The following is a 23638-nucleotide window of genomic DNA, read 5'->3' as shown; positions in this document are numbered from 1 at the left end:
GCCGGTTCTAAAAACTTACATTCAGGCCGAAAATCATTGTCTTAGCCGCAGGATAACTTGAGTAGTCAAAACCCTGGCTGCGGCTGTCCTGTCCGAATCGGTTCACTTCCGGATCATATCCCGAATACTTGGTCCAGGTAAGGTAGTTCTGTGCAGTAACATAGAGCCTTACCCCCTGCACATGCAGTGGCTTGGTCAATGAGGCAGGCAGATTGTACGCCAGCTGCACATTTTTCAACCTCAGGTAAGAACCATTCTCGATCTGCCGGGTTGAGATCCTGTTGGCCGGCCGGGTAGTGGACGCTCTGGGAATATCAGTATTCGTATTGGTTGGGGTCCAGCGGTTGAGCATATCGCGGTCCTGATTGTTGGTCCCGTTCAGATATTCCAGCTCAAACCTGTTGGCGTTCAATATTTGATTTCCATAAACACCCTGGAAGAAAACGGTCAGGTCGATGCCTTTATACGAAAACGTATTGCTGATCCCGCCGATGAATTTCGGTTGCGCACGGCCAATGATGGTCCGGTCATTATCATCGATCCTTTTGTCCCCGTTCAAATCTTTATAGCGGCGGTCTCCCGGTTTTCTGGCACTGCCGTCTGTCAATGCAAGCAGCTCTTCCTGGGTTTGATAAAGACCATCAGTAACATAGCCATAGAATGAACCCAGCGGTTCACCAACCCTGATAATACCCGAATTTACATTCTGCGCGATATTGGCCACTTCACCGGCAAAAATTTGCGGCGCGCCACCGATATCCAATACCTTATTACGGTTTAATGCATAGTTAAACTCCGTAGTCCATTTGAAAGCCCCGTCGATATTGTGAGAAGTAACACTCAGTTCAATCCCTTTGTTTTCTACCCGGCCAAGGTTTTTAATAGCGCTGGAAAATCCGGATGAGCTGGGGATCGTAACATTTAACAGCAGATCTTTCGTCCTTTTCAGATAGGCGTCAGCAGTAATACTGATCCGGTTGCTCAATAAACTCAGGTCGATACCTACGTCAGACTGGGTTGTAGTTTCCCACGACAGGTCGGGGTTTGCGATCTGGTTCGGACCGATTCCGGTTGATACCACATTGTTAAGTACATAGTTCTGCGTTGAAAGCAACGAATAGGCCGGATAGTTGCCGATACCGTCCTGGTTTCCGGTCGAGCCGATTGTCGCGCGGACTTTCAGTTCACTGATAGCCCTGATATTTTTGATAAAGCTCTCTTCCGACACCCGCCATGCCAGTGCCATCGATGGGAAAAAACCATAACGCTTGTTTGCTCCAAATCGCGAGGAACCGTCTGCACGGAATGAGGCGGTAAGGAGGTACTTTTCATTGAAACCGTAGTTGATACGGCCTAAATAAGATTCCAGCCCCCATGTTCCTATTCCCGAAGAAGGTACCAGTGCCACTGAGCCTGAGCCCAGGTTGCCGGTCGCGAGATTATCGTTCACAAAGTTCCGGGAAGCTGCATAAGCATTCTCAGTCCTGTTGGCTTGCTGGGTATACCCTACAAGCGCAGTTATGTTATGTTTCTGGTTAAAATTTTTGGTATAAGTCAGAAGGTTTTCATTGAGCCAGGTGATCGACTGATTATTTGTGATACTTCCCACTCCACCCTGCGACAAACCACTGGAAACACTTCTGGGCAGATAGCTATCCTGTTTCTGAAGGATACCATCCACTCCCAAAACTACTCTCAGGCTCAGCCCGTCCATGATCTGATATTCGCCAAAAACGTTGCCGAAAACCCTGTGCGCCTTATTGGTGTTTTTGCTTTCCCTGGCCAGGGCTGCCGGATTGTCTGCGGTAAAGGTCAGCGCAGGATGGTTCATCAGATAGCTGCCGTCCGGATTGTAAACCGGTAAAATGCCTGGGAACTGCAATGCAGCAATGGTTACCAGGCCGGCACTCCCAAGGGAGCCGTCTGTCCTCGACTGGTTCGTCAGGGTACGGTTTACCGTCAGGCTGTTTCCAACCTTGATTTTGCTGGTAAGTTTCCTGTCAAGGTTTACACGAAAAGAATATCTGTCAAAATCGGAATTGGTTACAATCCCATTCTGCTTGAAGTAACCTCCAGATATCGCATATTGTGTTTTATCGTCGCCTCCGCTCATCGAGAGCTGATAGTTATACATCGGTGCCGAACGGAAAATTTCATTCTGCCAGTCGGTGCCCTCACCGAAAGCTTCCACTTGCTGAGGCGTATACACGGCCGCCCTGCCTTCATTGGTATTTGCCTCGTTCACAAAAGCTGCATACTCGCTTCCGTTAAGCACGGGATATTTACGGCGCACATTCTGCACACCATAATAAGCATCCAATGTCACATTCGACTTCCCTGCTTTCCCACGTTTTGTAGTGATGATCACCACCCCGTTCGCTCCCCTGGAACCATATATGGCCGTGGAAGAAGCGTCCTTAAGAATCGACATGGATTCAATATCACTTGGGTTTAATGTGCTCAGAACATTGAAGCTCGAACCATTGTTAGAGCTTTCGTTTTTGAAAGGAATCCCATCAATCACATACAAAGGCTCGTTATCACCCTGAATGGAATTCCCTCCACGTATCCGGATCGTTGTAGCTCCGCCGGGTGCACCAGAGTTCTGGGTGATCTGTACACCAGCCGCGCGTCCTTGTAATGCCTGGTCCATGGACGTAACAGCTACCTTTTTGATTTCGTCCACCGGAATAGTGGTTACAGAGCCTGTAAGATCAGTTTTCCTGACCTGTCCATAACCTACTACCACTATTTCCTGCAATGACTTGTCCTCCACAGCCATTTTCACTTCTAAAACAGACCTGTTGTCGACAGCCACTTCCTGGGTAGTGTAACCGACAAAACTGAATACCAAAACCTGCGCCTGTGCATTGTCAGGCAGGGTCAGCTGGAATTCCCCTTCAACATTGGTAGTAGTACCGGTCTGCGTTCCCTTTAATACCACGCTCACCCCCGGCAAACCCAGCCCCTGCTCATCAAGCACTTTTCCGGAAAGATCCTTTTTGGGAGCGCCATCTCCAGCCGGAGCATTGATTTCCGGCAAGTTCTCCGTTCTCTTAAGGATGATTATTTTGCCCGATACTTCATACTGCAGGCCGAGAGGCGTCAATATCTGGTCAAGGACTTCATAAAGTGGTTTGTTGGCAGCGTTGACCGTAACTTTTCTTGCCGATTTTATGATTTTTGAACTAAAAACGAAGCGAACATCCACCTGCTTTTCCACCTGGTTTAGCACTTTCTTTACTTCACTTCCATCCACCATCACGGTAATCTTCTGGGAAAGAAGAGACTGGGCATTGCTTTCATGCGCAAAACCGGTCCCGATAAACCAGACGGCGAGCATGATTTGTATAGCTGTTATTCGCATTGTCCAAAGTAATACCTGACGGTATTTTAAGGGTTTTTTCATAGATTTGATTGTTTTGTTAAGATTGAAAACTGACAAAACGATCCCTGCCTCCTACCGGAGGTGAATTGGCGACAACCAAAAGGGATAATACTTGAGTCGGTAATGCGGGAACATTGCCGGCTCTTTTTTTATTTTATTCTTTCTGTTTCGTTATTATCAAAAGGTTTAAAAAATGAATAGCTAAAATCCTTCCTTCCTCTATCCTCCCCTTCTTGCCAGATATCAATTCCGACATCCCTTACTATGTATCACAACCTGCCCATCCAGGATTTCATAACTGGCTTCCACGGCCTTGCAAATAATTGTCAGCTTTTCATGCAGGGTCTGATTGTCAAGGGTAGCAGTCAGCGGGCATCCTTTGAGCAGCTCTTCATCAAATAAAATATCAATTCCGTAAGCTTTGCCAATAGAAACAAATGCTTCGCTGACAGGCGTATCTTCAAATTCAAACTGCGGAACTTCTGTTTTTGGCAAAACAATTTCCGGCTTTTCAACCAGGGTTTTTATCATTCGCACTTCTTCACGCGTATAAATGATCTTCTGATTTGGGTTGAGCACCACACCTTCCAGCTCACGGTTAGACGCTTTTTCTACCACATCAGGATCCGACTGAGCAAAAACAGAAACCCTCCCTGTTTTCACTTCAACTGTGACTTCATCCGATAGCTCGTAGGCCTTGATCCTGAAACTCGTTCCCAGTACTTTGGTGATCAGGCCGTGGGCATAAACGAAAAAAGGATGGTCCGGATCTTTGGAGATTTCAAAAAAAGCCTCTCCTTCCAGATAAACCTCCCGTTTTGCGTCGACAAACTGTTCGGGATATCTGATCCGTCCTTTTGGAGAAAGGGTGATCTTGCTGCCGTCACTCAGGCTGACAAGCATGTTGGCAGAAGTTGTGTTAACTTTTTCGACAAGCAGCAGGTCTTTTCCAGCATCCGCATATGTGTATTCACCGCTTTGTTTTGCTTCTTTTTTGTTATAAAAAGAATAGCCTATCCAAGCGGATAGCATTAAAAACGCCACCGAAGCTGCAACCTGAAGCCACATTGCGCGATAAAAAGGTCGTTTTACGGGTTCTTCATTAGGGGCAAATTCAGGGGAATGCGTACGGATCCTGGATAGGGTTCTGTTGATAACTTCCCTGATCTCCGGCTCTGATATTTCGGGTTCATTCAGCCGCATGGACAACACGATCGACCTGGCCTGCTGAATGGCATCGGATTTCTCAGGATTATTTTCAGCCCACTCGTTCCAGGCGATATCTGTTTCGCGGGTAGGTGATAAAACCCACTGACGAAAAAAAACGTCCCAAACAAAATCCTCAACGGTGTAGTGATTGTAGCGATCCATACCAGATATAAGCGTCTGATCTACGATAGACGAAAACACGGTACAGATACCAAAAAATTTTGAATTATTTCTTTAAAAAAATATAAATCCTTGTGATTGATAGCATTATGATCCGGTTTTATATAAACAAATGAATCACAAAGAAGGTAAGAAATTCAGCTTTCCAGTGTTTTTTCAACTGCTTGATCGCGATCTGGAGAAGGTTTGATACAGTTTGCGGAGACACCGACATAATTTCCGAGATCTGGTCGCGGCTCATTTCCTGGAAGTATTTGAGGTAAATCACCTCTTTCTGTCTTTTGGGAAGTTCTCCAAGCAACTTTTCAAGCTGACGCGTGCGGGCAAGTGTCGACTCGTGGTCGATGTATTCCTGCTCCACTGAAAATTCCAGTTCAAAAGAACCTTCCTTTTCATCAAGGGATTCGCCTGCCATCCAGGATTTCGAAGAAATCGCGCGATGCATCAGCCGCCGTAACGAAGCCATCAGATAAGGTTTTACAGCAATGTCGTTGCCCAGGTTTTCACGTTTTTCCCAAAGAATTAAAAAAAGATCCTGGATACAATCTTTTACAAATTCCTGATCTTTTGAAAACTTGCTCCCGTACTGAAAAAGCCTGCGGAAATGGGCGGACATTAAATATTCAAAAGCTTCTACGTTACCAGCCAGAAAAAGCTGCCAAACCGTTTTATCATCAGAAGCTTCTGAAAAATTGGATTGTGATTTCATAACGTCAGGAACGTGGACTCTAAATAAGTCAAAGTTCCCGTCAAACTCAACTGGCCCTACAAGATTAGTCAAATTTTATCCACCTTTCATCCTAGATTCCCACTGCCCGGCTACTGTACCATTACCCGCAGAAATCTCTTTTTTTTGTCTTTATCAATGAAAGACAACACATATATTCCCGATGAAATATTTTGTTCCGGGCGTATCTCTATGATATTTCCGGATGCAATATGCTTTCGAAAAGCAACGGATTTCCCGTTCAGACCTACCATTTGCAGTGAAGAGGCTAATATACCGGCTGCTTTCAGGCGGATCAGTGCGGCGGAGGAAGGGTTTGGGATGATCAGTGGATTTGAAGTCTCACCATCCGCGGCTGCTTCGCGGATCAGGATGTTGCGGATACGGATTTTCCCAAGGCCGTTTCTGAACCTAATTTCAAAATTTGAAAGTTTGGTTTTGGAATAGGGAGAATTCCCCGGATAACCCTTGCTACTCTTGCTGACAAGTTCATCATCCACCCAGAGATCATAACTTCCCGCTTCAACATGATGCAACACGGTGTCCGCACCCGGGCGCTGGTAGGAGAGGCTTTTTGCAGCATTGTTAAGCACCCAGGTCAGCTTAGTATTTGTTTTAAGCGGAATATTTTTGCTGACTTTCTGCGTTTCCAGGTCTTTAACTGTAAAAGAAGTCCCATGAAAATTGACCGCACATTTCCCGAACATCAGCCTGTTTTCGGGAAATGAGTTATTGACAGGATTGAAATCTTCGCCTACATAAAAATAGACTGCATTCACGGCCGGATTCTGCATGGTCTCCACACTCAGCTGTATGCTGATCAAAAGCGTTTCCGGGTTGGGCGAAAACGGTGTGGCCCGCATGGCCCGTATGATCCCGCCGGTTGCCGAATCCTGCTGCGTCCGGGTAAGGTCCATGTAGCCTTTATAGAATTTGTGGTAAGACAGTTCCGGCGCGGTGAGGAGAATATGGCTGAACTGCCCGGTGTCGGGAGAAGGATTTACAAATGAACGGGTCTGGGAGAAATCCTGATTGAAAAATGTAACCTGCGCTAGGACTGCATTTGAAAATGTAATACAAAGCACGTAAATGAAAACCGGGGTGCGGTATAGTTGCGGCATAATACGAATGGTATGTTATGCCGTTTAGACGTCAGCTTTTTGTAATGGTCACTTATAAATAGTTACAATTTTGCCACGGACACGCCGATGGACAGGAATGTGGCTTCCATTCGTGCAAATCCGTGTATCCGTGGCATTAAAAACTACCTGCTGCGTCCAGCCTCTCTGATCTTATCAAGTTCTTCTGCCATCGCTTTTACTTTCGCAGGATTTCGTGCCGCCAGATTATTTTTTTCACCAATATCCTTACTCAGATCGTATAGCTGCGGTTTGGTATTATTTCCGGTTTCAGTATTTGTAAGTTTTTGCAGCGCAATACCCTCCCGTGGCTCAATGTATTTCCAGTTACCGCGTGTCAGGGATAAGGCGCCGCCCTGCTTCACAAGCATTTCACGACCCGTTTGAGTTCTACCCAGCAGCGCTTCCATCACATTAAAACTATCAGGAGCATCCTCCATTTCAATGTTTTGCTTAAAAAAAGACCCAAAAGAAGCGATCAGGTCGATCTGGCAAATAAGCGCATCAGAAACAATCCCAGGCTTGATAACCTTTGGCCAGCGCGCCAGCCAGGGAATCCGGGTCCCACCTTCAAATGCGCTGTATTTTCCGCCTCGCAGCGCACCGGCAGGATGATGACCTTTGGACAATTCCACGGCCCTGTCGGCATATCCGTCATCGAGAACCGGACCGTTGTCGCTGGAAAAGATGATCAGCGTATTTTCAGTCAATCCCAATTCATCCAGCTTTTTCAAGATTTCCCCTACTGTCCAGTCCATCTGGAGGATCACATCTCCGCGCAGCCCCATTGAACTCTTACCCTTGAATTGCGTACTCGGCATGCGGGGAACATGGATATCATTCAGCGAGAAATACAGAAAGAAAGGATTTTTGCTGTTCTCCTCCATAAACTGCTGCGCCTTGTTCAGAAAAACATGGGCGATTTCCTCATCTGTCCAGCGGGCCTGCTTTCCACCCTTCATCCAGCCGATCCGGCCAATGCCATTGACAATGGTATTGTTATGCCCGTGATCCGGTGCGGCCGGAAGTTTCAAAAGTTCTGGATTTTCCAATCCGGTGGGTTCCTGACCTATTTTTTTGGAATAATCCACTTCTATCGGATCGTTTGGATCCAATGCCTGTACCTCATGATTTTCAACAAAAACGGTGGGTACCCTGTCGGAAGTTGCAGGAAAGAAATACGCGTAGTCGAACCCTGTTTCGTTGGGGCCTTTTGTAATTGGTTTGTTCCAGTCGATTTGTTTGTTAGGTGCCCCCAATCCCAGGTGCCATTTCCCTACGGAAGCTGTCTTATAGCCCGCATGCTGAAAGAGCGTTGGTAAAGTAAGCCGCTCCGTGGGTATGATTAGCGAAGCATCACCCGGCAAAACACCCGTACCTTTTTGACGCCATGGATAGATCCCTGTCATTAGCGCAAACCGGGATGGTGTACATGTCGCAGAAGTTGCGTGGGCATTTGTGAAGCGGATGCCTTCTTTACCAAGGCGGTCGATATTCGGCGTACTGATTTTTGTCGCCCCGTACGAACTCAGGTCACCATACCCTACATCGTCGGCATAGATAAAAATTACATTGGGTTTTTGCTGCTTTTTCTGACCGAAGACGTCCGGCGCAGCAACAAGAAAAATGAGAGAAGTAAAAAGGCCAAAGTACTTGTTAAGCATAAAATAATCAGGATAAAAATTGCGGCAGTGAATATATCAATTTACTGCCGCAATCTTCTTCCTAACGGGCCGTCAGTTTTTTGATCAGCTCCGTTTCCTCTTCCTTGTAAGGTTTCCCGTCTTTCCTGAAAATATCATGAAACCAGAGTTCCGGCTCAGAGGTATACGTCTTTTTCCAGCTGTCCCATGGATAAATTGTCTGCGACTTCCCATCAACAAGTCCCCAGTTGATCGCGCCTACATTATATTTTTTTGCGATGGGCAGTGAACCTTCAAAAAAACTGCCGTTTCCGCGCGACATGTATTCCGTACAGATCAGCGGCCGGTCGTACTGCTGCAATTGCAGGATACGCTTTTCAAATTCTTTCGCATTTTCATAATTATGGAACGAGATCACATCCGATTCTTCGATACTTAATTTTTCAATCGGTTTCAGCGTCCCCGGAGAAGTCCAGTCACCCGCCCAGATCCCGGCAGTAAGTGGCTGAGAAGGATGGGCAGAACGCGCCCATTCAAATGATTTTTTCATCAAAGGCAACACATAATCCACTTTATTAGGGAGTTCCACAGCGCCGTAAGAGCTAGTATTCGGATTGTCGGGCTCATTCCAGATATCCCAACCCAATACGCGTTTATCGTCCGCAAACTGGCCTACCGTTCCTTTTACATACCTTTCTAGACGCGGATACTGCGTGCTGTCTTTCAATGCTTCCAGCCCCGGACTCTGCACCCAGCCCGAATTATGCACGCCGGGTTTCGGCTCGCGCTGCGTTCCCAATTTCGGAAATGGATCCCAGCAGGAATCAAACAATACAAACAACGGCTTGATCTTATGTTTGTCTGCGATATCCAGAAATACGTCCAGCCTGTTCATAAAGCCGACCGAATCCTGATCATACAGCAAATCATGCAGATAAACGCGCATGGTATTCATACCAATCGATTCAGCCCAGCCCAGCTCCCTGTTAATGGTCGCCGTATCGAAAGTTGCCTCCTGGAACATTTCGAGCTGATTTATAGCAGTACTTGGGAGAAAGTCGGCACCAACAAGCCAACTCTGTTTTTCATACCAGGTCTTGGCCTGTTCTTTTGTCCACACACCGCGATGCGCGGTCTCCGTATGTAAATCGTCTTTTGCGCTGTCTTTTTTCGAACAATTCAGGAGGGAGAGGGCAATCACTAGCCCAAAAGCAGTCTTTTTAATGAAGTTCATCAGTTAAATTTTTCGTTGAGTACTATGTTTAGATGATTTAATAAACCATAAAGACACATACACTCTTTTTCTATCTGAAAATAGGAACATTCTGATCATTCAGACCAGGTTCCGAATTGTAAATTTCCGGCCATCCATCGTTCCAGGTGACTTTGTCCAGCATTAAAACTCTTCGGTTGGCACCGGTCGAGACTTGTGGTTTGCTTTTATTGATTGCATGGTATAGCATCCAATCAACGCCCTGAATATCGGTAATGATTCTTGCATTATGCCCCGGCCCCACATATTTTTCATTTCCGCGGAGCAATATCGTACCTGTGCCGCGGGCAGTCAGTTCTTTTCCTTCTTTGTCCAGATAAGGTCCCCGAAGTGATTTAGAACGCCCGATCCTGATGTGGTATTTGCTTTTTGCGCCTTCGCAGCAGCTTTCTTTCGATCCAAAAAAATAGTAGTAATCACCTTTTTTCTGGATCATAACCGCCTCAAAATCTCCGGCTGCCACCTTAAACTTTTGGTGAAGATCAGGAACACTCCGGCCATCTGCCGAAAGCTCCACGCCATAAGTGCCCTGCGTAGGCGAATTGCTGTAACTTCCCCAGAAGATGTATTTTTTACCGTTTTCTTCGATATAAAACGGATCGATTGAGTTAGGCACATCCACTTCGGTGCTCAGAAACAACTTTCCCAAATCGGTAAACGGCCCGGCGGGAACATCCGCAACTGCCAGTCCGACCCCCGGATCGGGATCACCCCAGGTTGAAAAAGCATAATACAAATAATATTTTCCATCCACCTTTACCACGTCCGGCGCCCATATCCCACCCTTTTCTTTCCAGGATGGTTTTTTCAAAAACGCATCCTTTACATAAACCCAGTCGGTCAGATTTCTGGAACGGACGACCGGGATCAGGTGCGGCCCGTTTCCGTCGCCCCAGTTGTCCATGGTCCCGTATGCATAAAACCACCCGTCTTCTGCCTTTATAACCGTGGGATCGGCGAGTATGGGTTCAAAAACCGGGTTCCGATACTTTGTCGAGTCAATTTTGGATGGCCCTTGTACAACGGGATTCCCGGTAATGCCGCAGGCAGTCGGCCAGGCCAGCAATACCAGCTTGATCAGAAAAGTGGTTACCATTTCCATTGGATTTATGAAAAGAGCCTTTTGTAAAAATCCAGCCCTTCACTGGCGAGCTCGTCGGCACTGTTTGCCAGCGGCCGCCATATACAAGCCGCCCTGGCAAGCTCTTTGGAAGGCTGCCCGAATGTTTCGATCACAACAGCTCCGTCGTAACCGATTTCGTTCAGAGCGTCTCTGATACCTTCCCATTCCAAATGCCCGGTCCCGGGTGTTCCCCGGTCGCTTTCATTACCCTGAACGTGACACAGCAAGTCCTTGCCAATCTTGCGTATCGAAGCAGGAATATCTTTTTCTTCAATGTTGGAATGAAAAGTATCCAGCACGATTTTCAGGTTAGGACTATCCACTTCCCGAACAATCGACAACGCCTGATCCACTGTATTGACCATATCCGTTTCAAACCGGTTCAATGGTTCCAGTCCTACCACGACGCCGTGATCGGAGGCTATTTTGCCGATCTCAACCAGCGTTTCCACACACCATGCACGTTCCTGCTTTTTTTGTTCTTCGGAAACGATCCTCGTTTTGCCGACTGCCGAATATACCGGCCCCCCAAAGATGGGACTGCCCGTATCCGCTGCGATTCTGATGCAGTCGATAATGTATTCTTTGCCAAGCTTGCGGTATTCAGGTTCGGTGCTGGAGATATCCCGTTCTTCTCCGAAGGCACCGCTGACGGTGATTTTCAGATCGAGATCCCGGGCCACTTCCTTGATAGATTTCCAATCGATGATACTAGTGTCTTCCACGGCTATTTCAATGATATCATAGCCCATATTCTTCACTTTGGTAAGCAAATCAATATTTTTTGTGGAAAAGGGTGAAACCCAAATAAATGTACTGGCTCCGAATAACATGTTTATGAGATATTAAATCCTTTCAGGATTAGATTTTTGCCGTGGGCGTTTTTGCCCACGGCAGAGATAGTTTGGCCCGTTGGGCCGTTTTTTTCGCGAACGGGGATTTTTGACCCGTTGGGCCTTTTCCCGACCGTGGGTTTTAACCCCGGCACCATCGAACCGGAATTCTGGCCCATCGGGCCTTTTCCCTGACCGTGGGTTTCAACCCACGGATCGGAGCGAAGGCTTTTTTAATCTTCGAAGGTGGGGACATTGACGCGGATACCGCCGTTCATGGCCGATTCGTGTGCGCAAATGCCGGCACAGGTATAGTTAGCAGCCAATGCAGCGTCCACCGCCGAATCTCTTTCTTCAATGATCGCGGCTACGAATTCCTGCACCAAATGCGGGTGAGAACCTCCGTGCCCGGCGCCCTGGAGAAACGAAACATGGTTAGGGTCGTCAATTTTCTCACGTTTGGTAAAATGTTTGATCGGCTCGATCAGCAGCTCGTCGGTGTCGGGCACGTCAATGCGTTTTGCATTTTCCCCTCCGTCAAAAATAACATGACTTTCATCTTGCAGCTGCTCCCATTCAAACGACATTTTGGTACCATACACATCGTAACTTTCACGGTACTGACGCACCACGTCAAACAGCGAACGCGTAGCTTCTGCTACCACATCGGAGTTTTTAAGCGTAAAAGTCGCCGTTTCAACTGCAAACGGAGACCCATATCTGCTCGCCAGGTCCTCGCTCAATCTACCGGATCCGTGGCAAACCACAGTTTCCGCCTTTGTATTGTTTATTTTCAAAAGGGGCGAAATCGCGTGTGTTCCGTTGAGCATCGGCGGGTAACCTTTCCAGTATTCGCCCCAGCCTTCCATGCTCATATCCTGGATATGCGACCCGCGTACAAACTGGATACGTCCCAATTCTCCGGTCTCCGCCAATTTGAGCCCATATAAAAACTCACGCGTATACAGCGCGGTTTCCATCATCATATATACTTTTTTGGCCCGGCGTTTTGCCTCAACAATAGCCGTGCAATCTTCAACAGTCATAGCCATTGGAATTGTGCAGGCTGTGTGTTTGCCGGCATTCAGCGATGCGAGGGTCATTTTGGCATGTTCAGGAACAGGCGTTACAATATGTATCGCATCCACATCCTCTCTTTTGGGAATGTCTTCGAAATGTTCGAAAACCAGGTTTTTGTCAAGATTAAACTTCGCAGTCAGCTCGTCCCGGGTTTCCTTGCTTCTTGTACAGATTCCTACGGCCTTGATATTGGGATGGCTCTGATAGATTGGAATAAATTCTTTTCCGAATCCCATACCTACGATGACTACTGTGATTTGCTTCTGACTCATTGTTTTTTTTTGTTTGGTCCCCGAACTGAAGTCCGGGGTTATGTGATTGATTTTACTTTCTGGTTCTTTTGCTTTTGCGTCCCATCCTCCTCCGGACTGAAGTCCGGAGCTGGGGGGTTATTTACCGGCTGCCCATTTTACGGCATTTCTTAAAATGGTCTGGTACGGTGCGATCGTATGCGATGCAGCATCGTGACCCAGTGCTATGCCCACAATCCTTGACTTCGGATATTTCACGATCACTATGCTTGGAAATACTTTGTCGGAGTTGGCAGCTTTGGCTGTTGCTAGCACTTCTACCGGAGAACCTGACGGATCTGCGATAAGGTAATACAGCTCGTCGTCCAGGTGAAATTGCGCCGGGACATTTTTGGTAACAGGGTGTTTTTTATTGGTAACTGTTACATCAAACGGACCATATTTATCATGACCTTTTGAGCCTCCGCCTACCAGCTTCTGGTTATATTCCGGCCAATCGGCCCAGTTGTACCACAATGCCGGGTGCGCAAGCACCAGCCCTTTTCCGGCTTCCACGAAATCAAAAATAGCTTTTCTGGTAGCTGCATCAGCAATGGGCTGATTATTTGCCAATAATAACACATCTATTTCCGGCAATTTCGACAAGATTGTCGTCGGATCGCTGGTATATTCCACGGCCGCCAGACCGTCTTTCTGCAAAGTTTGCACATCTTCCTGCTTGTACCATTTGTCAAAATCATGGGAAGATCCGCCGCCTACGAGCAGTACGCGTATCGGCTTGTTTTTCGGCGGCACTTCCGCCCGGACATTGATGATAAAGGCCGGGGCGATCAGCATCGCCAAAGCAAAAACAGTCTTAAAAATTGAATTCATCATCGAAAAACTCCGGTTTTAAAGTTTATAATTATAAAGTAACAGCACATCTTCAAACGGCAATACTATTTCACAACTCTTAAAATTCCGTTCATACCACGCCAGTGACCAGGGAAAGTACATACATAAGGATAGTCGCCCGGCTGGCTCGGAACTGTGAATTCCAGGCTGACGGTCTCTCCCGAGTTCACCAGCTTGGTAGCATAAAGCACCTCCGCGATTTTTGGAACATATTGTTTTTCAGCAGCTTTCGGATCGCTCAACATTTCGTCGGCGGCTTTGCCCACCTTTTGCAAACTGCCCGGCTTAATGATCAGCAAATTATGCTGCATACCATCCGGGTTCTCCAGATTGATCACTACTTTCTGTCCGGCTTTTACAGTAATCAGCTTTTTATCATACTGCATGATCTCCTTCTCTACTTTCAGCTCAATGACCGTCGCATTGGAAGATTTTGAAGCAGCTTTATCGGAAGTTTTGGTATTCGGTTCCGCATTTTTCGCGCTCTCGGAAGGATCACTCAGTTCCAGTGAAGCCTTTTGAAAATTGCCTACAAATCCAAACCGTCCTTCATAGGTACCGATCTTGTCTTCGCCTTCTACGTCCTCGCCGGTACGCAGGCTATTGCCCAACGGAGCAGGGAATAGCATATGTGCCTTGCCTTTTGCTGCGGGTTTGCCGTCAATTTCGATAGAAATATCGCCGGATGCAGCCAAATGAGCCACTACATCAAATTTTTCAGGAAGCGGTCCGGTAGTTGCGGCCTGACTGACCATACCATGTTGTTTCACGGCCATAACCAGTTTTCCGTCCTGGATATATAAGGCATATCCGCCGTCTTTTCCACCTTGTCCGGCGATGAAACCTTGCAAAGCTTTGTCTTTGGCCTTGGTAACGCTGGCTTTGATGGTGATTTCCTTACCTGTTACATCGGGTGGGAACTGCATCGTATTTCTCCTTCCAAGCGGATAAACTTCTTTATGCAGCGCCTGTACAATCTGCTCGCTGAAAACCGATTTCAACGACTGCTTTTGAGACGCGGCCAGAAATCCTTTCTCATGTCTGATCGCCGCAGCCAGCAGCGCTTTTGAAAGCCACGCATCTTTGGCGTTCTGCTCATCCAGAGAAGCCTGATAAATTGCTTCACCTGCTTTTTCAGATGAAGGCAATTCTACCAATGCCACAAAAACCGCCAGACGCGTATTGAGATTCGGATCTTTCATTGATTTTTGAAGCATCTCGAAGCTCTGGTCATTTTTTGGCAAAACAGTCGCTGCCGCCTTGCGTACGCCGGCTGCCGGATGCGAAAGCGCTTTATTAACAACCTGAAGTGCCTCCATATTAGAACCGTCCAACACGCCCAAGCCGTGTAAAGTCCATAGTGCGTGTACAGCGGGGCTGTTTAAGCCTATTTCATCCACTTTCTGGTTGTTCACGATTTTGTAAAGATCAGGAACCACGGACAGCTTTTTCGATTCCACCAACAGACGCTGGGCGGTCATACGCCAGAACATATTGTCATTTTCCAGCGCTGCAACCAACCCCGGAAGATCGTCTTTGGAAAGTTTGAGCGCAGGCGTTTTCTTGCCGTTTTTATAAACAACCCTGTAAACACGTCCATGATTAAGGTCGCGCATAGGGCTGCTGAATGCATTACCCGGGCCGTGAGGCTGTTCTTTGAAAGGCAGTATAAATTCGGAAGGCGACTGCGCGGGCACGAATACATTGTGCTGAATAATGAAATTATACCAGTCTGCAATCCATACGGCACCGTCGGGGCCTACCTCGGCCTGCACCGGGCCAAACCATTCATCCGAACTGGCCATGAAATTCCAGCCATCTTTTTCTTTAAATCCTGCTCCATCCGGTTCCAGTATCGCATTATGCACCAGACGGATCGTTGGCTCGGTCACGAATGCGATACGGTTCCAGTATTCTTTCGGGAAATTTCTTGCTGTATAAAAGTGATGCCCGGCCGCAGAAGTGAACCCGCCGACTACATCCACCTGGCGCAGGTTAGGCGTTACCGCATGTGCGTCATAATGTCCGTCAATTTTTTGTACAGATAAAACCGAAGGCTGATCTTCCGATAATGTGCGCTGCATATACCTGGCAGGCATGGAATAAAAAGCGCTGTGGGTATTGTTGGCAGTAGATAGGAACACATTGTTATCCTCCGTAAACCCCAGCCCCCAGGTATTGTTGCTGCTGTTTCCCAGAAAAGCAAAGTCCTTGCCGTCGGGTTTGAAATGATACACGCCCTGAGGAAAATTCCACTTCTTGCCGTCGATGGTGCCGTTAAATCCTGAGTAACCCAGGACACCCCAGATTTTGTTATCAAATCCGTATTGCAGATTGGAAGGGCCTGCGTGGGTATCGTTTTTTCCCCAGCCGGTCATGATCACTTCACGAACGTCTGCCACATCGTCACCGTTCGTGTCTTTCATGAAAACGAAATCAGGTGCCATAGACACGATGATACCACCATTTGCAAACACCATACTGGTAGGGATATTGAGCTTGTCGGCAAAGACCGTGAATTTGTCTGCTTTTCCATCACCGTTTGTATCCTCGCAAATTTTGATACGGTCGTTAGCTGCTCCGTCGGTTTCTTTGAATGTGTTGGGATAATCCACAGACTCGACTACCCATAACCTGCCCCTTTCATCCCAGGCCATCGCGATCGGATTGGTAATGTCGGGCTCGGCGGCAAAAAGCTGTATTTCGAAATCGGCAGGAACCTGTGTCAGTTTGTTGGATTCGGCCGGCGAAAGCGATTCCTGCATTTTCGGAACCACGTGACGTTTGGTATAATGTGCAATCGTGTCCGACTCGTATATATCCACCTGCGGCAGTTTCAGCGCATCAATTTTAGCTTTTGCTTCGTCCCCGATCGCCCACAAAACCCCGTTTCTTACCAGGTCCAGGAAACCTCTGTTCGTCCAGGTACTATCTTCATGACCATAAGCGGTATAAAAAACGCGTCCTTTTCCTTCGTTCCGCACCCAGGTGTAAGGTTCATGTTTATCGCCTTCTATCCTTTCGCCCAATACAGTTTTGTCGGGATTCAGGTTTTTGTGTACGTAAGTTTCGTCCCAGGTAGAAAAATCCGTGATCCCTTTCATGACGGGATGGTCGGGTTTCAGGATGATGTTTTTGAAAGTATCTACCTTGTGCGAAGCAAACTGTCCGCCGATGGTCTTGATATACCAGGCAGAATTACGGAAGCAACCCGAGGCAGAATGGAGGGGGATCAAACCCTTTCCGCCTTCCACAAATGCTTTCATGGCACTTTCCTGTGACGGCGACAATGAATCGTGGTTGGCATAGATGATGAGCCCGTCGTACTTTTTGAGATTTTCAGGGTTCAGGTCATTGAGGTCGACGGTATAAGACATGTTGATACCGCTTTTGAACAACTTGACCGAAAGCCAGGGCGCATACTTATTGGCATCATGGTGTTTACTGTTGTGCCCGAGGAACAGAACTTCCGCTCTTTTTCCCGTGGTTTTGGTACTTCCGGCGTTCTCTCCGGACGAACTCATTTTGTTGTGCGCACACCCTGCCGCAAGCAATCCACTCAATAATACGACGAAGTATTTCTTTTGTACCAGATTCATTTAATCACATTTTTTGGCATGAAAAATATTTGCTGCTTTTATATAAACTTAAAGTTTCGCTATTACTGTCCGGGTAAATACAGAGCACTTTTTGACCTGTATTTACCCGGAATTCCTGATATAATTAAAGTGCCACTTTCTCCACCGGCGAGAAGACCATGTCCTCTACATCCTTGATTTTTACGCCTACCCTCGCAAAGACATAGTTTTGCAAAGGTGCCAGCGCCGGGACATTTGTGGAAAGGCTGATACTGTTCAGATCCTTGACCTCGCTACCGGCAACATCGGTAACCCCCACATTGGTAGCCCTGGACACAAACTGACTTTTATTAATATAGAGTGAAATTCTTTCAATATCCCTTGCATTGACATCGGTAATAATCTTTTCCAGTTTCAGTGTCACCGAAACTTTGTTCTCGCCACCGCTGAATTTTGGGGTACGGATCATGTAATAAGGCATTACCTCCACATCAAGCTCCTGATTTCCGCTGATATTTACAAACAATGTATCCTTCACCGCAGCATCTTTTTGTATTGTCCTGAACGGGCCTCTTCCCTGGGGGAAAACCATTTTGTAACTGCCGTCAAAAAGCAGGGCGGAGTAAGAACCACCCTGGTCTACCTGCGCGTCGAGAGCGGCCAGCTTTCCGAAACCGGGTTGCCACAATTGCAGCCGGACCTGATTGTATTCCACCCCGATCGGCTCACCATTATAAACGATTCTGCCGGAAAGGATCGACTTCGGCGCTGTGTAATTGTCTTTTTCGCAGGAGGCAAAAAGGATAAGCATTGCCAGGAGCGTCCTGATTTGAAACCTGATTTTCATATAAAATGTCTTTAAATGTAATGATCAATGATTTGGATTTCTAACAATCTTGGGATTGTTGTTGATAATGTCGTCCGCGATCAGGGAATAATAATTTCCAAGCTGGAAACGGTCGGAACCGGTTACGCGGCTTAGCTTTACAGGTTTGTAAATCCATTTTCCATTGTTCGGAGAGGCCGGATCGTAAATTTTGTAAGACCAAAGTGCCCACGGCTGCGTATTCCTCTTTGTTGCTTTACCAAGATCTTTGGATAGATCTGCCGCGCTGATCGCGTTTCCGTCCATGACCAGATGTGCGATTCTCCACCGCTGGATATCGTAGTGATAATGTCCTTCAAAAGCCAGTTCGACCCTGCGTTCATGTGCGATACGGTCGAAATTAACGTCGGCGGCTTTCAGCGGAGTAATCAATCCTGCCCTCTCGCGGACCTGATTCATATACCCCGCTGCTACCGCAGGTTGTCCGAGTTCAAAAGCAGCTTCCGCCGCATTGAGCAGCACTTCTGCATACCTGTATCTGATAAACCATACTTCACTGTTCACCCCGCGCTGGCCGGAACCGACAACCGGATCGAGGTATTTACGCAGGTAAAAACCGGTTTGGGCAGTAAACTCGAAACCATCTATCGGGCCGTCAAAGCCTACGACTTGTTCCGGTACGGTTTTGCCTGGCAAAGTTTTCTGCGCGCCCCGGTCGTCACCACTCACGATCGTGCCGTTTGCCAGCTGAAACCCAGCCCAAATATCAACTGCCCGGCCTTTAAATGTAGTCCCGGGTAACATTACGGTTCCTCCAAGGCGGGCGTCCCGGCCCGCGAAAATGTCAATCTGATTGGTATAATACAGCGGGGTACCTGCTGCATTCGCTACCGGGATCGGTGCAAAAGTATTGTCCAGCTTTTCAAATGCTTCCACAAAATTAAGCGAAGGGTTGATCCTGCCGCCTTCTTCCTCCTCGGCGCCATAGCGTGGCTGGTTCCAGCCTGTGAAGTAATGCACCTTGCCGCTTTGCAGCTTGTAATCTTCGGCAAAAATAACCTCGGAGTTGTTTGCCTTGTCATAAAATATGCTGGCAAAATTTTCCGAAAGGTCCGGCTTTTTGTTGTACAGCGCATAAACACCTGCGCTTCCGCTGATGATTTCCTTCGCAGCACTTAACGCTTTAGTATAATAACCTGTGGCCAGATTGGCCGGAATTCCTACTTCGCCACCGGGCAAAGCCACCTGAGGCGTATTAACACCATATTTCGCAATAGACGCTGCATACAAAGCTGCTCTGGCCTGCATTGCCAGCGCGGCAGCCTGCGTGGCCCGGGATTTTTCACTGGCGTTAACCGGAAGTTTGGATTTGATCTCTTCCGCCTCCCTGATGACGAAATCATATATTTCCGATTCTTTGGCCCGGGCATGCTGCAGATAAGTGGGATCACCATTGAAATCGTAGGTCATCGGTTCCAGGATCAGCGGCACCCCGCCCATGCGTTTTACCAGCTCAAAATAGTAAGAAGCACGCAGGAACCGGGCCTCAGCAAGGTAACGTTCTTTGACAGCCGGTGAGAGCTTTTCAGCTTCTGTACATTTCCGGATAAATAAATTCATTTCCCTGATGTATCCGTAATCCCATATCGACCATGTATTGTAATCCCAGCCGCTGTTCTGGAAATCACCATACCGCCCCGCCTCCGACCAGAATGCTTCGTTGAAATCCGCCATTCTTGTCCACCCTGCCAGGGTAGAAAGCCCCGGACGCGGGAAATCCCTGAAATTGGACAGGTCAACATACCGGTTGTATAAATCGGCAAGTACAGATAAAACCTGGCCTTCATCTCCCCACACCTGTTCTTCTGTCAAAATATTGGTTGGCGGCCTGTTTAAAAAATCGTCGTCGTTGCAGCCCCAACTCAGCAAAAGCATGAATATTACCTGTGTATAAAATATCTTTTTCATCTTGAATTGCTTTAAAAAATTAGATTGAAAGGTTGATCCCCACGTTCACAAACTTGTTCTGAGGATATTGCAGACCGTTGTCGTCGGCAATTTCAGGATCCACACCAAACTCTTTCAGGTTATCAATTGAAAACAGATTATAGCCATTGATATAAATCCGCGCACGCTGCAATTTCACTTTTTCAAGCAATGTTTTAGGCAAAGAATAGCCGAGTTCAATGGTTCTTGCGCGAAGGTATCTCACATTATGCAGCCAGAAAGTCGAGTTTTTATTGTAATTGCTGTGCCCGCCATCATTGTAGCGCAAAGCAGGATATTTCCCGGGGATCCATTCGCTGTTCAGGTCGAAAGGATCAGCGCGCCGCCACCGGTCCAGAAAAATCTTATTCAAAGCCCCATCGTTCTGGTATGCCCATCTTTGTTCCCAGTTCTGGTTCCACGAATACATTGCGCCGCCCGAGAAGTCTGCATTGAAAGTGATCCCTTTCCAGCTTACCATGAAGTTCAATCCAAAATTCACATTCGGCTGACCATTTGTCGTAAAGCCGATTGGCTTTTCGTCCAGGTTATTGATCACATTATCTCCATTCATATCCTTGTAGATCAAATCACCGGGCAGCAAGGTCCGGTTGCCCTGTCCGTCAATATTAACAGGATATTCATTAATCTGCTGCTGCGACTGAAACTGGCCCAACGCCTCATATCCCCAGAAAATATTATTGTAACGGCCTTCGGTAGAATTGCGGTAGCGATCCTGAGAATTGTTAAAAATGGGTTTATAAGATGAGACAAACTTGCTCCGCGAGAATGAGACGTTCCCACCGATCGTGTAGCTGATATCGCCCGATTTTCCATTGTAAGCAAGCGCAGCTTCCCAGCCAGATTGCGAATCGCTGTTTACATTTTCATCCGGCAAACTGTATCCCAGTTCGCTTGGTACCAGCAGATCATACTTACGTCCCAGCAACCCCGTGCGAAGACGATAGAAATAATCCACAGAACCGGTAATTTTTGTCCCAAGGAAAGAGAAATCGGCACCGACGTCGGTTATTTTACTCTTGAACCACGATATGTTATTAATAATCTGGCCTTTATCACGGGAGGTCACTACGGGCACTCCGCTCAGGATCGCATTACCCTGGTTATAATTATATCCCGGAAGATATGCATATGGACTCAGCGGTTGATTCGGGTCATTATTGAACAAAATATTATCATCGCCCAGAATCCCGTAAGATCCTCTGATTTTGAGGTCATCGAGAATGCTTCGCTGACCAATGAGCTTTTTAAAGAACTCTTCTTCCGTAATCCTCCATCCCGCAGAAGCCGAGGGGAATAGCCCACCCTTCTATCCGGCGCAAACTTCCAGGAAGCATCCCGGCGTGCCGATAATTCTACGTAGTATTTGCCTGCATAATCATAATTAACCCTACCGATGTACCCTATACGTGCCAGCTGGTTATCCTTGTCGTCATAGGTATCCATGGTAGCGAAGTAGATCAGCGGAAGCACATTGGTTTTGGGAACGGAATGTGCCCATTGTTCCTGATCTCTTTCCTCCTGCCGCTCGGCAACGAAAACGGCACCTAATGTGCTCTTGCCAAAAGTATTATTGTAATTTAGCCCGCCCTGGTACACATTACGGATGATCTTTTGAGTCCGCCTTTCGCGCCATGGATTGGTACTTCCACCGGTCACTTTATAGGTGTCGTCGGTTGGATTGTAAGTGTACGCTTCATAAGTGTATTCGTGTCCATTAAGGACCCTGTCTCCGATATAATATGAATACATGCCTTTTGCAACGAGTCCCTTCACTCCCGGTATTTTGTACTCGGCATTCATGTTGGTTTGCAGCACCCGCCAGATATCTGTCTGATAGCCACCAAGTTTCTTGTTGTTATAAGCCCAGTTGGTTTCGTTGTGCTTGATATCATTCAGGTACAAGGGATTATCATTGGCATAAGGACGCTCAAAAGGTCTGTTACGTAAAATCGCGAAACGCGGCAGCCAGTAATCGTCGCCGCCGGGAATCCCGGGCTGGTCACGGATCTCGATCCGGCCGTTGATCTGAACTCCTACTTTCAGCCCTTCGGTAATTTTGGCGTCTACATTACTCTGAATATTACTCCGGTTAAAAGTAAACTCCCGTCCCAGAACAGAATTCTGGCTCAGACGCGTGGCGGAAATGTAATAGCTGATCTTGTCCGAACCTCCTGTCATGTTGAGATTTATCGAAGAAAGCGGTGAATTCTTTTTCACGATAAAATCTTTCCAGTTGAAAGTCTGATAACCCATTTCCGTGCCGACCCGGTACTTTTCAAGCTCAGCCTGGGTAATGGACGTCCGCCCGTACTGGTTCATTTCAGCCTCTGCTTTTCCAAGCATCCACTGGTAAGAATCGTTGACCACATTCGGGAACCTCGACCAGTTTTGCCAGCCGTTGTATGCGTCGAGGTTGATTGTATTTTTTGTTCCGTTTTTCCCTCTTTTGGTAGTAACCACAACAACGCCATTTGCAGCCCTGACGCCATAAATTGCTGCAGAAGCGTCTTTAAGCACCGTTATGCTTTCTACATCATTGGGGGAAATGTTGTTGAACTGGGCTGCGTCCTGCTGGATTCCGTCAATTACAAACAATGGATTTCCCATATTCCTGATCTGCACATTTGCACTGGCACCGGGCCGGCCGTCGGGCATACGGAAAGTTACACCGGGTATCTTCCCAGCCAATCCCGAACTGACCGTCGATCCGCCGTGAACACGGTCAAGATCCTTGCTGGTTACAGTTGCGATCGCCCCCGTAAGTGACTCTTTTTTCTGTGTTCCATAACCTACCACAACTACCTCTTCCAGCGCTTTGTCATCAACTTTCAGCGTGATATCGATAGTACTCTGGCTTTCAGAAACTGTCACCTCCTGGGACAAAAATCCCACAAAGGAAAATATCAAGGCAGTTTCTCCATTCGGAACGGTGATCGAATACTTCCCTTGCCCGTCTGTCAATGTTCCCGTTTGCGTACCTTTTAAGACCACGCTGACACCCGGCAAACCCGCACCGGATTCTTCCTTGACCATACCTGTAATCGTCTTTTCGACTGAAAAAATAACCGTTCCCTCCGGAGAAGCTTCCTTGGTTATTTCCGGCGTCTTTTCCTGAGACACATCCGGTTTAATAATAATGAGATCGTCTTTGACCTTGTAATGGAGCTGCAATGGTTTTAACAATCCATCAAGCACTTCCGATAATATTTCGTTCTGAGCTTTAACCGTCGCTTTTCTGTCAGACTGGATCAGTTTCGAGCTGAATACAAACTTCATGTTCGTTTGCTTTTCCAGTTGCTTGAGGATCTTTTTCACATCCTGGTTACGGATGTCCATCGTCACTTTCTGACTCAGAGCGGATTGAGCCAGTCCGTCGTGTGCCCACGCAATGCCTGCAAACAGACCCGCCAGGATGCATTGGATAACCGTTATTCGCATGAGAGTGATGAGAAAGTATTCTGGTCGTCGAATTTTTTTCATAAGT

15 protein-coding genes are annotated in these 23638 nt (G+C 47.3%); all 15 read right to left on the bottom strand.

Annotated features, from left to right (window positions below; translation table 11 throughout):
• Positions 1 to 7: 7 nt before the first annotated feature.
• Positions 8 to 3409, bottom strand: coding sequence for a TonB-dependent receptor (locus FBF61_RS10830; RefSeq protein WP_229215003.1), 3402 nt, complete (start codon positions 3407 to 3409; stop codon positions 8 to 10).
• 222 nt (positions 3410 to 3631) lie between these two features.
• Complete coding sequence (locus FBF61_RS10825; protein ID WP_138477254.1) at positions 3632 to 4759, bottom strand: FecR family protein; 1128 nt, start codon at positions 4757 to 4759, stop codon at positions 3632 to 3634.
• Positions 4760 to 4877: 118 nt separating this feature from the next.
• Positions 4878 to 5486 carry an RNA polymerase sigma factor gene (locus FBF61_RS10820; RefSeq protein WP_138477253.1) on the bottom strand — a complete coding sequence of 203 codons (609 nt, stop codon included), beginning with the start codon at positions 5484 to 5486 and terminating at the stop codon, positions 4878 to 4880.
• Positions 5487 to 5596: 110 nt separating this feature from the next.
• Positions 5597 to 6625, bottom strand: coding sequence for a T9SS type A sorting domain-containing protein (locus tag FBF61_RS10815; RefSeq protein WP_138477252.1), 1029 nt, complete (start codon positions 6623 to 6625; stop codon positions 5597 to 5599).
• Between the two features lie 143 nt (positions 6626 to 6768).
• Positions 6769 to 8307 (bottom strand): sulfatase family protein, encoded by a 1539-nt coding sequence (locus tag FBF61_RS10810; RefSeq protein WP_138477251.1) that lies wholly within the window; start codon positions 8305 to 8307, stop codon positions 6769 to 6771.
• Between the two features lie 61 nt (positions 8308 to 8368).
• Entirely contained in the window at positions 8369 to 9520 is a 1152-nt protein-coding gene (locus FBF61_RS10805; RefSeq protein ID WP_138477250.1) for a cellulase family glycosylhydrolase, read from the bottom strand.
• A 70-nt stretch (positions 9521 to 9590) separates the two neighbouring features.
• Positions 9591 to 10655, bottom strand: coding sequence for a family 43 glycosylhydrolase (locus tag FBF61_RS10800; RefSeq protein WP_205748271.1), 1065 nt, complete (start codon positions 10653 to 10655; stop codon positions 9591 to 9593).
• 11 nt (positions 10656 to 10666) lie between these two features.
• Positions 10667 to 11455: a sugar phosphate isomerase/epimerase family protein gene (locus FBF61_RS10795; protein WP_229215002.1), complete on the bottom strand. Its 789-nt coding sequence runs from the start codon at positions 11453 to 11455 to the stop codon at positions 10667 to 10669.
• Positions 11456 to 11748: 293 nt separating this feature from the next.
• On the bottom strand, positions 11749 to 12867 hold the full coding sequence (locus FBF61_RS10790; protein ID WP_138477247.1) for a Gfo/Idh/MocA family protein: 1119 nt from the start codon (positions 12865 to 12867) through the stop codon (positions 11749 to 11751).
• A 117-nt stretch (positions 12868 to 12984) separates the two neighbouring features.
• On the bottom strand, positions 12985 to 13722 hold the full coding sequence (locus FBF61_RS10785) for a ThuA domain-containing protein (protein WP_138477246.1): 738 nt from the start codon (positions 13720 to 13722) through the stop codon (positions 12985 to 12987).
• 62 nt (positions 13723 to 13784) lie between these two features.
• Positions 13785 to 17264: a PVC-type heme-binding CxxCH protein gene (locus FBF61_RS10780; protein ID WP_445438731.1), complete on the bottom strand. Its 3480-nt coding sequence runs from the start codon at positions 17262 to 17264 to the stop codon at positions 13785 to 13787.
• A gap of 199 nt (positions 17265 to 17463) precedes the next feature.
• Positions 17464 to 18165: a DUF3823 domain-containing protein gene (locus FBF61_RS10775; RefSeq protein WP_138477244.1), complete on the bottom strand. Its 702-nt coding sequence runs from the start codon at positions 18163 to 18165 to the stop codon at positions 17464 to 17466.
• Between the two features lie 24 nt (positions 18166 to 18189).
• Positions 18190 to 20112 carry a RagB/SusD family nutrient uptake outer membrane protein gene (locus tag FBF61_RS10770; protein ID WP_138477243.1) on the bottom strand — a complete coding sequence of 641 codons (1923 nt, stop codon included), beginning with the start codon at positions 20110 to 20112 and terminating at the stop codon, positions 18190 to 18192.
• A 19-nt stretch (positions 20113 to 20131) separates the two neighbouring features.
• On the bottom strand, positions 20132 to 21319 hold the full coding sequence (locus FBF61_RS35055; RefSeq protein WP_229215001.1) for a SusC/RagA family TonB-linked outer membrane protein: 1188 nt from the start codon (positions 21317 to 21319) through the stop codon (positions 20132 to 20134).
• A complete protein-coding gene (locus tag FBF61_RS35050; RefSeq protein ID WP_229215000.1) occupies positions 21289 to 23634 on the bottom strand; it encodes a SusC/RagA family TonB-linked outer membrane protein in 2346 nt (781 codons plus the stop codon). The genes FBF61_RS35055 and FBF61_RS35050 overlap by 31 nt, the downstream gene beginning before the upstream one ends.
• Positions 23635 to 23638 lie beyond the last annotated feature (4 nt).

Origin of the sequence: Dyadobacter bucti (assembly GCF_005869225.1) — a bacterium.
GTDB lineage: Bacteria > Bacteroidota > Bacteroidia > Cytophagales > Spirosomataceae > Dyadobacter > Dyadobacter bucti.
Note: the sequence above shows the minus strand (reverse complement) of the source record. Positions and strands in the feature narration are given on the sequence as shown.

What these genes read in the sequence shown, in the direction of transcription:
- FBF61_RS10815 (WP_138477252.1), bottom strand. Translation starts at nt 6,625, where the DNA reads ATGCCGCAACTATACCGCACCCCGGTTTTCATTTACGTGCTTTGTATT.
- FBF61_RS10775 (WP_138477244.1), bottom strand. Translation starts at nt 18,165, where the DNA reads ATGAAAATCAGGTTTCAAATCAGGACGCTCCTGGCAATGCTTATCCTT.
- FBF61_RS10810 (WP_138477251.1), bottom strand. Translation starts at nt 8,307, where the DNA reads ATGCTTAACAAGTACTTTGGCCTTTTTACTTCTCTCATTTTTCTTGTT.
- FBF61_RS35050 (WP_229215000.1), bottom strand. Translation starts at nt 23,634, where the DNA reads ATGAAAAAAATTCGACGACCAGAATACTTTCTCATCACTCTCATGCGA.
- FBF61_RS10780 (WP_445438731.1), bottom strand. Translation starts at nt 17,264, where the DNA reads ATGAGTTCGTCCGGAGAGAACGCCGGAAGTACCAAAACCACGGGAAAA.
- FBF61_RS10785 (WP_138477246.1), bottom strand. Translation starts at nt 13,722, where the DNA reads ATGATGAATTCAATTTTTAAGACTGTTTTTGCTTTGGCGATGCTGATC.
- FBF61_RS10805 (WP_138477250.1), bottom strand. Translation starts at nt 9,520, where the DNA reads ATGAACTTCATTAAAAAGACTGCTTTTGGGCTAGTGATTGCCCTCTCC.
- FBF61_RS10820 (WP_138477253.1), bottom strand. Translation starts at nt 5,486, where the DNA reads ATGAAATCACAATCCAATTTTTCAGAAGCTTCTGATGATAAAACGGTT.
- FBF61_RS10825 (WP_138477254.1), bottom strand. Translation starts at nt 4,759, where the DNA reads ATGGATCGCTACAATCACTACACCGTTGAGGATTTTGTTTGGGACGTT.
- FBF61_RS10830 (WP_229215003.1), bottom strand. Translation starts at nt 3,409, where the DNA reads ATGAAAAAACCCTTAAAATACCGTCAGGTATTACTTTGGACAATGCGA.
- FBF61_RS10790 (WP_138477247.1), bottom strand. Translation starts at nt 12,867, where the DNA reads ATGAGTCAGAAGCAAATCACAGTAGTCATCGTAGGTATGGGATTCGGA.
- FBF61_RS10800 (WP_205748271.1), bottom strand. Translation starts at nt 10,655, where the DNA reads ATGGTAACCACTTTTCTGATCAAGCTGGTATTGCTGGCCTGGCCGACT.
- FBF61_RS10770 (WP_138477243.1), bottom strand. Translation starts at nt 20,112, where the DNA reads ATGAAAAAGATATTTTATACACAGGTAATATTCATGCTTTTGCTGAGT.